The 12942-nt window shown below is 71.8% G+C and carries 12 protein-coding genes; 11 read left to right on the top strand and 1 reads right to left on the bottom strand.

Going from position 1 to position 12942, the window contains the following annotated elements; translation table 11 throughout:
• Positions 1-3 precede the first annotated feature (3 nt).
• Both IAG42_RS10590 and IAG42_RS10585 read left to right on the top strand, forming a co-directional pair.
• Positions 4-870: an AraC family transcriptional regulator gene (locus tag IAG42_RS10590; RefSeq protein ID WP_188336769.1), complete on the top strand. Its 867-nt coding sequence runs from the start codon at positions 4-6 to the stop codon at positions 868-870.
• Positions 867-1286, top strand: a complete 420-nt coding sequence (locus tag IAG42_RS10585; protein ID WP_188336768.1) for a VOC family protein — start codon at positions 867-869, stop codon at positions 1284-1286. The genes IAG42_RS10590 and IAG42_RS10585 overlap by 4 nt, the downstream gene beginning before the upstream one ends.
• Positions 1287-1439: 153 nt before the next feature.
• Here IAG42_RS10585 and glgX read toward each other — a convergent pair whose 3' ends face one another.
• A complete protein-coding gene (gene glgX, locus IAG42_RS10580; RefSeq protein ID WP_394811206.1) occupies positions 1440-3671 on the bottom strand; it encodes a glycogen debranching protein GlgX in 2232 nt (743 codons plus the stop codon).
• 116 nt (positions 3672-3787) lie between these two features.
• Between glgX and IAG42_RS10575 the strand changes: the two genes are divergently transcribed.
• The 9 genes from IAG42_RS10575 (at position 3788) to IAG42_RS10535 (ending at position 12780) form a co-directional block, all read left to right on the top strand.
• A complete protein-coding gene (locus tag IAG42_RS10575; protein WP_223205937.1) occupies positions 3788-4975 on the top strand; it encodes a L,D-transpeptidase in 1188 nt (395 codons plus the stop codon).
• Positions 4976-5152: 177 nt separating this feature from the next.
• The gene (locus IAG42_RS10570) at positions 5153-6352 is read left to right on the top strand and encodes a L,D-transpeptidase (RefSeq protein WP_188336766.1); all 1200 of its coding nucleotides are present in this window, start codon (positions 5153-5155) and stop codon (positions 6350-6352) included.
• A 228-nt stretch (positions 6353-6580) separates the two neighbouring features.
• A complete protein-coding gene (locus IAG42_RS10565; protein WP_188336765.1) occupies positions 6581-7348 on the top strand; it encodes an enoyl-CoA hydratase/isomerase family protein in 768 nt (255 codons plus the stop codon).
• Between the two features lie 294 nt (positions 7349-7642).
• Positions 7643-8146: an ATP-binding protein gene (locus tag IAG42_RS10560; RefSeq protein ID WP_188336764.1), complete on the top strand. Its 504-nt coding sequence runs from the start codon at positions 7643-7645 to the stop codon at positions 8144-8146.
• A 315-nt stretch (positions 8147-8461) separates the two neighbouring features.
• Positions 8462-9244: a polysaccharide deacetylase family protein gene (locus IAG42_RS10555; RefSeq protein ID WP_223205936.1), complete on the top strand. Its 783-nt coding sequence runs from the start codon at positions 8462-8464 to the stop codon at positions 9242-9244.
• A 41-nt stretch (positions 9245-9285) separates the two neighbouring features.
• On the top strand, positions 9286-10446 hold the full coding sequence (locus tag IAG42_RS10550) for a YVTN family beta-propeller repeat protein (protein ID WP_394811281.1): 1161 nt from the start codon (positions 9286-9288) through the stop codon (positions 10444-10446).
• Positions 10447-10510: 64 nt separating this feature from the next.
• Positions 10511-11425 (top strand): helix-turn-helix domain-containing protein, encoded by a 915-nt coding sequence (locus IAG42_RS10545; RefSeq protein WP_188336762.1) that lies wholly within the window; start codon positions 10511-10513, stop codon positions 11423-11425.
• Positions 11426-11497: 72 nt separating this feature from the next.
• Positions 11498-11713, top strand: coding sequence for an EF-hand domain-containing protein (locus IAG42_RS10540; protein ID WP_188336761.1), 216 nt, complete (start codon positions 11498-11500; stop codon positions 11711-11713).
• Positions 11714-11910: 197 nt separating this feature from the next.
• Positions 11911-12780: a helix-turn-helix transcriptional regulator gene (locus IAG42_RS10535; protein WP_188336760.1), complete on the top strand. Its 870-nt coding sequence runs from the start codon at positions 11911-11913 to the stop codon at positions 12778-12780.
• Positions 12781-12942: the final 162 nt, after the last annotated feature.

Below are 12942 nucleotides of genomic sequence, written 5' to 3'. Positions count from 1 at the left end.
AGCATGAGCGGCGGCTCCCAGGAGTTCGTGCGCGCGACGCCGCGGCCCGGTGGCCCGATCGTCTCGGCGATCGGATACCGCAGCGAGGGGCAGCGGCCCGCGCTGCACCGCGGGCTGCCCTCCCCGTACCTGACCGTGATCTTCTCCCTCGACGGGCCCGTCGTCGGCGGCGCCACCGCCGAGCAGGCCACCGGCACGGGCGCCGTCCGCACCGACATCGTCGTGGGCGGGCTGCACCAGGCCCCCGCCTTCATCGCGCAGCCCGCGCACGAGGCCGGCATCCAGCTCTCCCTGCATCCGCTCGCCGCCCGTGCCGTGCTCGGCGTCCCCGCCGCCGCGCTGTCGGGGGAGATCGTCACCGAGGGCACCGACGTGTTCGGGCCCGCCGCCGCCCGGATCCGCGACCGGCTCCACGAGCTGCCCGGCTGGGCCGACCGCTTCGCCTGCCTCGCCGCGTACCTGCGCCCCGACGACGATCCCTTCGCCGGTGTCCGCCCCGAGGTCGCCGAGGCCTGGACCTGGCTCGCCCGGCACCGCGGCGCGGGCACGCTGCCCGGGCTCGCCGCGCACGTCGCCCTCAGCGAGCGCCGGCTCACCACCCTCTTCCGCGCCGAGACCGGCCTCAGCCCCGGGCAGGCCGCCCGTCTCATGCGCTTCCAGCACGCCAAGGCCGCCGTCGTCCGCGCCGTCGCCCGCGGCGCCCCGCCCGACCTCGCCCGGGTCGCCGCCGCACACGGCTACGCCGACCACTCCCACCTCGTCCGCGCGTTCCACCGCTACACCGGCCTGAGCCCGACCGCGTGGCTCGCCGAGGAGTGCCGGAACATCCAAGCCGGGGGGCACCTCAACGGCGAAGAATCGGACTCATGAACACGACACAGAACACCCCTCCGCCCACCGTCTGGCCCACCCTCCAGGCCGACGACGCGCCCGCCCTGATCGACTTCCTCGTCGGCACGGTCGGATTCCTGCGCACCGCCGTCCACGAGGACGGCGACCGCGTCGCCCACGCGCAGCTCGACTGGCCGGAAGGAGGCGGGATCATGCTCGGCTCCGCCAAACCGGTGGACGACGAGGCCGGCAACTGGAGCCTGCGGCCCGGCTCGTTCGGCTGCTACGTCGTGACGGCGCGGGTCGACGAACTGTACGGGCGGCTCGTCGACGCGGGCGTCAAGATCCTCCGCGAGATCGAGGACCAGCCCTACGGAAGCCGCGAGTTCGCCGTGCTCGATCCCGAGGGGAACAAGTGGTCCTTCGGCACGTATGCGGGCGAGCCGCGCGGCTGATCTTCGTCTGCGGGTGCGTGGGGGCTGGTCGCGCAGTTCCCCGCGCCCCTGAAATGCAGACGCTTCGCGTCGCATTTCCCCGATGAGGCGCAGCCTCATCAGGGGCGCGGGGAACTGCGCGACCAGCCCCCACCGGGGCCGCAGACAAACGGGCTACTCCACGACCCGGAGCAACAACACCGTGCGGGGCTCGACCAACAGCTCGGCGCCGCCGGGGTGCACCACGCCGGGCGAGACGACCCCGGACTCGGCACCCGTGTCGACCAGCACCTCGTACCGCCGCCCCCACGGCTCACCCGGCAGCACCCACGACACCGCCCCCTCACCCGCGTGCAGCAGCACGAGGAAGCTCTCGTCCCGCACGGCGTGCCCCCGCGCGTCCCGCCCGGGAATGTCCCGGCCAGACAGGTACATGCCCAGTGACGCGGCCGGCGCGAACCAGTCCCGCTCCGTCATCTCCTCGCCCCGCACCGTGAACCAGGCCAGATCCCGCAGCCCGTCCGCGGCTCGCGCCCGCCCCGAGAAGAACGCCCGCCGCCGCAGCACCGGATGCGCGTGCCGCAGCGCGATCAGCCGCGCCGTCAGCGCGGCCAGCGCCTGCCACTCCGGCTCCTCCAGGAGGCTCCAGTCGACCCAGCCGGTCTCGTTGTCCTGGCAGTACGCGTTGTTGTTGCCGCCCTGGGTCCGCCCGAACTCGTCCCCGGCGACGAGCATCGGCACCCCCGTGGACAGCAGCAGCGTCGCCAGCAGGTTCCGCGACTGCCGCCGCCGCAGGGCCCGTACGCCGGGATCGTCGGTCTCGCCCTCGACCCCGCAGTTCCAGGCCCGGTTGTCGTCGGTCCCGTCCCGGTTGCCCTCGCCGTTCGCCTCGTTGTGCTTGCGCTCGTACGACACGAGGTCGCGCAGGGTGAAACCGTCGTGCGCGGTGACGAAGTTGACCGAGGCGTACGGGCGCCGGCCACCCCACGCGTACAGGTCGCTCGACCCCGAGAGCCGGTACCCGAGATCCCGCACATCGGGCAGCGCGCCCCGCCAGAAGTCCCGTACGGCGTCGCGGTAGCGGTCGTTCCACTCCGTCCACAGGGGTGGGAAGGCGCCCACCTGATAGCCGCCCGAGCCGACGTCCCACGGCTCCGCGATGAGCTTCACGCGGCGCAGCACCGGGTCCTGCGCGATGACCGCGAGGAAGGGGGAGAGCATGTCGACGTCGTGCATCGAGCGGGCCAGTGCCGCCGCGAGGTCGAAGCGGAAGCCGTCGACGCCCATCTCGGTCACCCAGTACCGCAGCGAGTCGGTGATCAGCCGCAGCACGTGCGGCTGGACGACGTGCAGTGTGTTGCCGCAGCCCGTGTAGTCGGCGTAGCGGCGGGCGTCGTCCTGGAGCCGGTAGTAGCCGCGGTTGTCGATGCCCTTCAGGGACAGCGTCGGGCCGAGCTCGCCCGCCTCCGCCGTGTGGTTGTAGACGACGTCGAGGATCACCTCGATGCCCGCGTCGTGCAGCGCCCGCACCATCCGCCGGAACTCGCCGACCTGCTGTCCGCCGGTGCCGGTGGCCGCGTACCCGGCGTGCGGGGCGAAGTAGCCGATCGAGTTGTAGCCCCAGTGGTTGCGCAGTCCGCGCCGCAGCAGATGGTCCTCGTGCGCGAACTGGTGCACGGGCAGCAGTTCCACGGCCGTCACCCCGAGCCGCACCAGGTGCGCGATCGCCGCCGGATGCGCGAGCCCCGCGTACGTGCCGCGCAGCTCCTCGGGGATCCCCGGGTGCCGGCGGGTGAAGCCGCGCACGTGCAGTTCGTAGATGACGGTGTCGGCCCAGGGCGTCTTCGGCCTGCGGTCGTCGGCCCACAGGTCGTCGGGCCCGTCGTCGTGCACGACGACCCCCTTGGGCACGTACGGCGCCGAGTCCCGTTCGTCGCGCACGGTGTCCGCGACGTGCTGCTCGGGCCAGTCCCGTACGTGGCCGTAGACCGCGGCGGGCAGGGTGAACTCCCCGTCCACGGCACGGGCGTACGGATCCAGGAGCAGCTTGGCCGGGTTCCAGCGGGCGCCGGTCCACGGGTCCCAGCGGCCGTGCACCCGGAACCCGTAGCGCTGCCCGGGCAGCACGCCGGGCACGAAGCCGTGCCAGATCTCGTGCGTCGACTCGGCCAGCGGGGAGCGCCGTTCGCGGCCCTCGGCGTCGAACAGGCACAGCTCGACGGACTCGGCGCCGCCCGCCCACAGCGCGAAGTTGGTGCCGGCGACCCCGTCCGGGCCGACCCGGTGGCGGGCGCCGAGCGGCGCGGGCGTGCCCGGCCACATCGGCTCCACCGGCGGGGTCCGCCCGCGCGTTCTCCCGTACGGCGCCGGGGCGGGCACCGCCTCCTGCTCGGCTGCGCTCGACACCTGTCGGCCTCCCGCGGCTCGTGGGGCTCTCCAGTTGTTCTGCCCAGAGCCTCCGTGGCTCGCACGCACGTTTCCCCGGCGGGGTGCCCGTCGTTGGGGCTGGCGTGAGAACAGCTGTGAGGCGCGCACGGCGCGCGGGGGCGGCCCTGGCCGCCGTACTGATCTTCGCCGGATGCGACGCGGCGGACGAGGAGCTCGGCAAGCCGCGCTCGCCCGAGGACCTGATCCGGGTGTCGCCGGACGACGCGAAGCGGGGGGTGAGCACGGGCGAACGGCTCCGCGTCGAGGTCCCCGAGGGGCATCTGCAGTCGGTGAAGGTGGTGCGGACGCGGGACGCCCAGGAGGAGCGGGTGCCGGGCCGGCTCGAGGACGACGGCCGGACCTGGCGGCCGACCGGCCCCGGCGGCGGCCGGCTCGCCCTCGCCGCGAAGTACACGGTGGACGCGGTCGCGGTCGACGGCGAGGGACGCCGCTCGGCCCGGCACACCACGTTCACGACGGCCGTCCCCGACGAGCGGTTCATCGGCTACGTCACGCCCGAGAACCGCGCCACGGTCGGCACCGGCATGATCGTGAAGCTGGAGTTCAACCGGGAGATCCGCAACCGCGCTGCCGTCGAGAAGGCCGTCTCGGTCACCGCCCGCCCGGCGGTCGAGGTCGCCCCGCACTGGTTCGGGAAGACGCGGCTCGACTTCCGCCCCGAGAAGTACTGGAAGCCGGGCACCGAGGTCACCGTCGCGCTCGATCTGCGGGACGTGGAGGGCGCCCCCGGCGTCTACGGTCTGCAGCGCAAGACGTTCTCGTTCACGGTCGGCCGCAGCCAGGTCAGCCTCGTCGACGCGAAGAACCACACGATGCAGGTGCGCCGCGACGGGGAGCTCCTCGACACCCTGCCCATCACGGCGGGGGCGCCGCGCTCGACGACGTACAACGGGAAGATGGTGGTCTCCGAGATGCTCGAGGTCACCCGTATGAACAGCCGCACCGTCGGCTTCGGCGGCGAGTACGACATCCCCGACGTGCCGCACGCGATCCGGCTCACCGACTCCGGCACCTTCCTGCACGGCAACTACTGGTCGCAGGGCGTCTTCGGGTCCAGCAACGTCAGCCACGGGTGTGTCGGGCTGCGGGACGTGAAGGGCGGCAGCGCGCTGACGCCGGCCGGCTGGTTCTTCGACCGCACGCTCGTCGGGGACGTCGTCGAGGTGCGCGGCAGCGCCGACAAGCAGGTGGCGCCGGACAACGGTCTGGGCGGCTGGAACCTGGGCTGGTCCAAGTGGAAGGCGGGTTCCGCGCGTTCATAGGCGGGCCGCGCCGGGAAAAATGCGGGGGAGGGGTGCCGCGGGCCGGTTGGGACGGAACGGTGACATAACACGGGGATCCGTTTCCGCAGGTCGTGTGGTTATCTTTCGCAGTGCGCGCGCGGACGCGCGGGGAGTGCGGGCCTTGAGACCGAGGCCGTGCGAGGGGAGAACAGAATCTTGAACGGGCGACGACCGATATCGGCGGCTCTGCTGGGGGCGGCGCTGCTGCTGGTCACCGCGTGCGGTGGTGGAGGCGGTTCGGACGCGGGCAGCGACGGCAAGGGCAAAGCGGACAAGGCGGCCGAGGCGAACAAGCCGTCGGAGGCCGTCGTCACCGTCGCGCCGAAGGACGGCGCGGGCGGCGTGGCCACGAGCGGCGCGCTGAAGGTGACGGCGGACAAGGGCCGGCTGTCCCAGGTCGAGGTCGAGGACAGCAAGGGCAACCCGGTCCAGGGCGCGATCACCGACGGCGGCACGACCTGGACGCCGGCGCACCACCTGGCCGCGTCGACCAAGTACAAGGTCCACGCGGTGGCGAAGGACTCGGCGGGCCGTGAGTCGGCGAAGGACTCGTCGTTCACGACGCTGACCCCGCAGAACACGTTCGTCGGCACGTTCACGCCGGAGGACGGTTCGAAGGTCGGCGTCGGCATGCCGTTCTCGGTGCGCTTCACGCGGGGCATCACGCACCCCGAGGACGTCGAGAAGGCCATCTCGATCAAGACCGAACCGGCCGTCGACGTCGAGGGCCACTGGTTCGGCAACGACCGGCTCGACTTCCGTCCCGAGAAGTACTGGGCGGCGGGCACGAAGGTCACCGTGAAGATGAACCTGGACGGCGTCGAGGGCCGTGACGGCGTCTACGGCAAGCAGGTGCGGACCGTGAAGTTCACGATCGGCCGGAGCCAGGTCTCCACGGTCGACGCGAAGAAGCACATGATGACCGTCGAGCGCGACGGCAAGGTCATCAAGAAGATCCCGGTGACCACGGGCAAGCCCGGCTACGACACGTGGAACGGGCAGATGGTCATCAGCGAGCGGCTCCGGGTGACCCGCATGAACGGTGACACGGTCGGCTACGGCGGCGAGTACGACATCAAGGACGTCCCGCACGCCATGCGCCTCACCAACTCCGGCACGTTCATCCACGGCAACTACTGGGGCGGCGGCACCTTCGGCAACGTCAACTCCAGCCACGGCTGTGTGGGCCTGGCGGATGTGCGCGGCGGCTACGACAAGAAGGTCTCGGCGGCCTGGTTCTTCGACCGCTCGATGGTCGGCGACGTGGTGGTCGTCAAGAACTCCCACGACCAGACGGTGGCCCCTGACAACGGGTACAACGGCTGGAACATGTCCTGGGCCGACTGGAAGAAGTGACCCCGGGTCGGACCCGAGGATTCGTCCGCGGGCCCGTCGTGGCTGGTCGCGCAGTTCCCCGCGCCCCTGGAATGCACGCCCTTCGGGCGGCATTCCCCCGATGAAGGCTGCGCGCAGCGCATGCCTTCAGGGGCGCGGGGAACTGCGCGAGCAACCCCCACCGGCGGCGAGGTCACGTGACGAACCGCACCGCCCCCCACAGGGTGAACGCCCGCTAACCTGCGGAGCATGACCGTTCACCTCGAAGTAGCCGACGGCGTCGGGACCATCCGCCTCGACCGCCCCCCGATGAACGCCCTGGACATCGCGATCCAGGACCGCATCAAGGAACTCGCCGAAGAGGCCACGGCCCGGGACGACATCCGGGCCGTGGTGGTGCGCGGCAGCGAGAAGGTCTTCGCGGCCGGCGCCGACATCAAGGAGATGCAGGTGATGGACCACGCGGCGATGGTCGTGCGGTCCCGGGCCCTGCAGGACTCGTTCTCGGCGGTGGCCCGCATCCCGAAGCCCGTCGTCGCCGCGGTCACCGGCTACGCCCTGGGCGGCGGCTGCGAGCTGGCGCTGTGCGCCGACTTCCGGATCGCCGCCGACAACGCCAAGCTGGGCCAGCCCGAGATCCTGCTGGGCCTGATCCCGGGCGCCGGAGGCACCCAGCGTCTGTCGCGTCTGGTCGGCCCCTCCAAGGCCAAGGACCTCATCTTCACGGGCCGTCAGGTGCGCGCCGACGAGGCGCTGGCCATCGGCCTGGTGGACCGTGTCGTCCCGGCCGCCGAGGTCTTCGAGGCCGCGCACGCGTGGGCGGCGAAGCTGGCGCAGGGCCCGGCGATCGCGCTGCGCGCCGCGAAGGAGTGCGTCGACGCCGGTCTGGAGACGGACCTGGAGACGGGCCTCGCCATCGAACGCAACTGGTTCGCGGGCCTGTTCGCGACCCAGGACCGGGAGACCGGAATGCGCAGCTTCGTGGAGGAAGGTCCGGGCAAGGCCAAGTTCGCCTGACGGCCGCCGGAGCACCTGACGTACGGGGATCAACTCACCTCCGGGCAAGCGGAGTTGATCTCCGTACCTCGTTGGAGCGCATGATCTCCGCCTTAAGGGAACCTTAAGCGGGCCTGGTTCCCGCGAGGCGGATTCTGCCCCGTCAGGGGATGTTTCCGCAGGTCAGGCGGGCTGTAGGTATACCTTAAGTGCCAACGGCATATGCCCGAGCGACCCACCGGAATGAGGCGTTCCGGGGGGCTTATTCAGCCGGAACGGCCCCATGACCGGCCACGGGAAGTCATCATGGTGGGCATGGCGGGGCTTGAGGGTGTCGAACAACCGCGGCGGAACGGGAGTACGACCGCCGCGCGCTGGTCTCCCGCGGTCGAGGACGAACACGCGCTGAAGGCGCTGGAGTTGTTCGGGAACCCGACCGAGGCGGAGGTGGCTCTGCCGTCCCGTCCGGAGTCCGCGGCGATCGCCCGCCGGCTCGCCCAGGTGGTGATCCTGCGTCAGTGGGGCCTGTCCCCGAAGCTGACCGAGGATGCCGTCCTGCTCGTCTCCGAGCTCGTGGGCAACGCGGTGCGGCACACGGGCGCCCGCGCCTTCGGGCTGCGCATGCTGCGCCGGCGCGGCTGGATCCGGGTGGAGGTGCGCGATCCCTCGCGCGGGCTGCCCTGTCTGATGCCGGTGCGCCCGCTGGACCTCTCCGGCCGCGGCCTGTTCCTCGTCGACAAGCTCTCCGACCGCTGGGGCGTGGACCTGCTGCCCCGCGGCAAGACGACCTGGTTCGAGATGCGTGTCGCCGACCGCTGACACGTGACCCGGCGGCCGGTGGCCCCGGACGCACGAAAGCCCCCGTTCTCGCCGTCGTGCGGCGCCGCGGGGGCTTTCGTGTGGTGCGCCGCGAACAGAAGGGGTGGAGTCCGCGGCGTCTGAGACGACCGGCCCGGGTCAATGGAGGTCGTGCCACCGAGGATGGCACAGGACGCCCGGAACGGCCAAATGAATCATTGGTTACATCGCTCGCCAGCCTCGTAAATGAAGAAAAAGTACACCCGGCATCCAGTATTCATTAAGGTCCCCGGGTCGGTAGGAGGCTTTTGTGTCGGTTCCCCCTTAAATGGGCGGGTGACCAAGGCCGAACCGATCCGTCGCCGCTCCGCGCTGCGCCTCGGCGCCGGGCTCACCGCCGCCCTCGCCACCGGCTGCGCGGCCGACGAGCACCCCGCCGCCACCCCGGCGCCCAAGGCCCACCCCGCCCGCCCCGCGGAGTCCGCCCGCGCCGCCCCCGCCCCGCGCCGCTTCCCCGGGCAGCCCGCCCAGCTCACCCACGGACCCCGCGACCGCGACCGCGTCGCCCTCACCTTCCACGGCCAGGGCGACCCGAAGATCGCGGACGCGGTCCTGAAGGAGGCCGAGAAGGCCGGCGCCCACGTCACCGTCCTCGCCGTCGGCACCTGGCTCGACCAGCACCCGGACATGGCCCGCCGCATCCTCGACGCCGGCCACGACCTCGGCAACCACACCCTCCACCACCAGGGCATCAACACCATGTCCGAGGCCGACGCCACCGCCGAGATCACCGGCTGCGCCGACCGCCTGCGCCGCCTCACCGGCTCCATCGGCACCTGGTTCCGCCCCTCGCGCACCCCGACCGCGACCCCGCTCGTCGTCCGCCTCGCCCAGCGGGCCGGCTACCCGCACGTCCTCTCGTACGACGTCGACTCGCTCGACTTCACCTCGCCGGGCGCCGACGCCGTCGTCGAGAACGTCACCTCGGCCGTACGCCCCGGCTCCGTCGTCAGCCTCCACTTCGGATACGCGGACACCGTCGCCGCGCTCCCGCCCCTCCTGGACCACCTCTCCCGTCGCGGCCTGGCCGCGGTGACCTGCACGGAGCTGCTCACGTGAACACCCACCCCGCCCGCCGGACCCCCACCCGCCGCACCGGCGTGCTGCTCGCCGCCGCCGTGACCGCCGCCCTCACCGCCCTGACCGGCTGCGGCACGGAGAAGCCCGCGCACGACACCGCCCAGGCCATCAAGCCAGTCAAACCGGTCAAGCCCGCCAAGCCGAAGATCGACGGACTGACCGGCATGCCGCCCGTCCTCGACCCCCAGGACGTCTACGCCGCCGACCGGCCGAACAAGCTGTCCCCGGTCGTCAAGGACTTCCCGTCCCGGGTCTACGTGCCCAACACCGAGTCCGACACCGTCTCCGTCATCGACCCCAAGACGTACAAGATCATCGAGACGATCAAGGTCGGCCGCCAGCCCCAGCACGTCGTGCCCTCCTGGGACCTCAAGACCCTCTGGGTCAACAACGACAAGGGCAACACCCTCACCCCCATCGACCCGAAGACCGGCAAGGCCGGCGACACGGTCGACGTGCACGACCCGTACAACCTCTACTTCACGCCCGACGGCAAGCACGCCGTCGTCATGGCCTCGCTCGACCGCCAATTGGTCTTCCGCGACCCCCACACCATGAAGATCCAGCACACCGAACCCGTCAGCTGCTACGGCGTCAACCACGCCGACTTCTCCCTCGACGGCCGCTACTTCATCGTCTCCTGCGAGTTCAGCGGCGAACTCCTCAAGGTCGACACCGCGAAGATGAAGGTCGTCGGGCAGCAGAAACTCCCGTACGACGGGGCCATGCCGCAGGACGTCAAGATGTCGCCCGACGGCAAGAAGTTCTACATCGCCGACATGGAGGCCGACGGCATGTGGGTCCTCGACGGCGACAAGTTCACCAAGCCGACGCTCCTGCCCACCGGCAAGGGCACCCACGGCCTCTACGTCAGCCGCGACTCCAAGGAGATGTACGTCTCCAACCGGGGCGAAGGCAGCGTCTCCGTCTTCGACTTCACCAAGGACAAGCTCACCAAGAAGTGGCACCTCCCGCAGGGCGGCAGCCCCGACATGGGCGGCGTCTCCGCCGACGGCAAGGTCCTGTGGCTCTCCGGCCGCTACGACGCCGAGGTCTACGCCATCGACACCCGCACCGGAAAGCAGCTCGCCCGCATCCCTGTCGGCTCCGGCCCGCACGGCCTCGCCGTCTACCCCCAGCCCGGCCGCTACTCCCTCGGACACACCGGAGTCTTCCGCTGACCCGTGCACCCCGTGGCATCGTGGGCTTGAGTCTCCACCCACTGGAAGGCCCAGACTCCCCGGCATGACCGACGACGGCCCGCACCTGCTCACCATCGGCGCCCTGGCACGCCGCACCGGACTCACGGTGCGCACCATCCGCTACTGGTCCGACGAGGGCGTCCTGCACCCGGTGACCCGCAGCGACGGCGGCTACCGGCTCTACGACGCCGAGTCCGTGGCCCGGCTCGAACTGATCCGCACCCTGCGCGAGCTGGGCCTCGGCCTCGCCGACGTACGGAACGTGGTCGGCGGCGAGAAGGACATCGCGTCCGTCGCCGCCGCCCACGTGGCCGCCCTGGACGCCCAGATCCGGGCCCTCAGGCTGAACCGGGCGGTGCTGTCGACGGTCGCGAAACGCAACTCGACCGCCGAGGAGACGGCCCTCATGAACAAGCTCGCACGGCTCTCCGCCGCAGAACGCAAACACATCATCGACGACTTCATGGAGCAGACCTTCGGCGGCCTGGACACCGCCGACCCCGACATCCGCACCCGCCTGCGCGTCATGGTCCCCGACCTGCCCGACGACCCCACCAGCGCCCAGGTCGACGCCTGGGTCGAGCTCGCCGAACTCATGCAGGACCAGGGCTTCCGCGCCCACATGCGCGGCATGGTCGAGTTCAACGCCGCCGACCGCGGCCCCGACATCACGCCCGGCAGCTCCCTGTGGTTCATGAGCCGCCTCGTGCAGCTCGCCGGCGAGAGCCTGGAGCGCGGCATCGACCCCGCGTCCCCCCAGGCCGACGAGGTGCTGCGGGGCCTGCTCGGCGACGCCGACCGCGCCGAGGTGCTCACCCGCCTCGAAGCCGCGGCCAACGAGGACGTCGCCCGGTTCCGCGATCTGGTCTCCCTCGTACGGGGCCTGGAGACCCTGCCCCGGCACGAGGCGGAGTTCGCCTGGGTACTCGCCGCACTGCGCGCGCACGGCGCCCGATAATCTGGGCCCCGTCAATCCGGTGCCGCGCCCGAGCGGCGCGGCACAGCAGTACGTAAACGAGGGGTGGTCCCGGTGGCGGACATCGAGGCGGCACGCAAGGCGTTCGAGCGGTTCGACGCGGACGGCGACGGCTTCATCACGGCGGCCGAGTACAAGAGCGCCATGGCGCAGATGGGCGACTTCCACGTCACGGAGTCGGTGGCCGAGGCCCTCATCGCCAAGCAGGACGCCAACGGGGACAAGCTCCTGTCCTTCGACGAGTTCTGGGCCAACCTCAACAAGGCCTGAGCGCGCTGAGCGCCGACCCGACTCCGCCGCGTCCACCGGGCCCCGCCCCGGGGGACGCGGCGTCGTCGCTGCTCACGCTCCTCGGACTCGGCCCCGAGGAGGACGCCGTCTACCGGCGGCTCGTCGACCGGCCCGGCAGCACCCCCGACGCGCTCATCGGCCCCCTTCCCGCACCCGAGGTCGCCCGCGCCCTCGACGTGCTCGTCGAAAGGGGCCTCGCCAGCGCCGCTCTCGATCCCGACGGAGGCGCCCCGCACTACCGCGCCGCCTCGCCCGTCCTCGCCCTCGGCCCCCTCCTGGAGGCCCGCCGGGGTGCCCTCTACCAGGTCGAGCACCTGGTCACCGAGCTTTCCGAACGGCACCGGGCCGCCCACATACGCGCCTCCGGCGCCCCCGTCGAGGTGCTCTCCGGCGCCGCCGCGATACGCCGCCGGCTCCTGATCATGGGCCGGCAGGCCCAGCACGAGGTCTGCTCCCTGCTCCCCATGCGCGAGGCACCCGTCGCCCTCTCCGTCGAGGACGGCATCGAAGAGGTGGAACGGGACTCCATGGCCCGCGGCGTCCTGCTGCGCTCCGTCGTGGAGCGCGGCTGGTTCGACCGGCCGCACACCGCCGCCTCCGTCGCCGAACTCGTCGCGCAGGGCCAGAGCGTCACCGTCGCCGACCGCGTGCCGATCAAACTGACCGTCGTCGACCGCGGCATCGCCCTGCTGCCCCTCGACCCCGAGCGCGACGAGACCGAACCCGTCGCCCTCGTCGTCCACCGCAGCGGCCTGCTCACCGCGCTCCAGGCCCTCTTCGACCAGTGCTACGACCGGGCCCGCCCCCTGCGCGCCGTGCCCGAACCCCCGCCCGGCGAGCACACCGCGCGCGACGGACTCGACGCCCTCGACCGGCAACTGCTCGCCCTGCTGCACGTGGGACTCACCGACGCCGCCATCGCCCGGCAGCTCGGCATGGGACACCGCACCGTGCAGCGCAGGCTCAGTGCCCTGATGGCCCGCGCGGACGCCGCCACCCGCTTCCAGCTCGGCAGCCACGCGGCCCGCGCCGGCTGGCTCGACTGAGCCCCCGCCCGACTCGCCGGTAACCAGGCGTGTTTACGCCATGGCCACTTGGCGCCAGGTCCGATCCCTTGTCGTGTGCACGCACCGTGCCGAACCATCGACGCACCGAACACGCGGGGCCCCTGCGCCCCGCGTTCCGTGTGTGAATGGGGAGGACGAACG

The organism is Streptomyces xanthii (assembly GCF_014621695.1).
Classification (GTDB): Bacteria; Actinomycetota; Actinomycetes; order Streptomycetales; family Streptomycetaceae; genus Streptomyces; species Streptomyces xanthii.
Note: the sequence above shows the minus strand (reverse complement) of the source record. Positions and strands in the feature narration are given on the sequence as shown.

Coding starts and splice junctions, on each gene's coding strand:
- IAG42_RS10590 (WP_188336769.1), top strand. CDS start 4: ATGAGCGGCGGCTCCCAGGAGTTCGTGCGCGCGACGCCGCGGCCCGGT.
- IAG42_RS10585 (WP_188336768.1), top strand. CDS start 867: ATGAACACGACACAGAACACCCCTCCGCCCACCGTCTGGCCCACCCTC.
- IAG42_RS10565 (WP_188336765.1), top strand. CDS start 6,581: ATGACCGTTCACCTCGAAGTAGCCGACGGCGTCGGGACCATCCGCCTC.
- IAG42_RS10560 (WP_188336764.1), top strand. CDS start 7,643: ATGGCGGGGCTTGAGGGTGTCGAACAACCGCGGCGGAACGGGAGTACG.
- IAG42_RS10545 (WP_188336762.1), top strand. CDS start 10,511: ATGACCGACGACGGCCCGCACCTGCTCACCATCGGCGCCCTGGCACGC.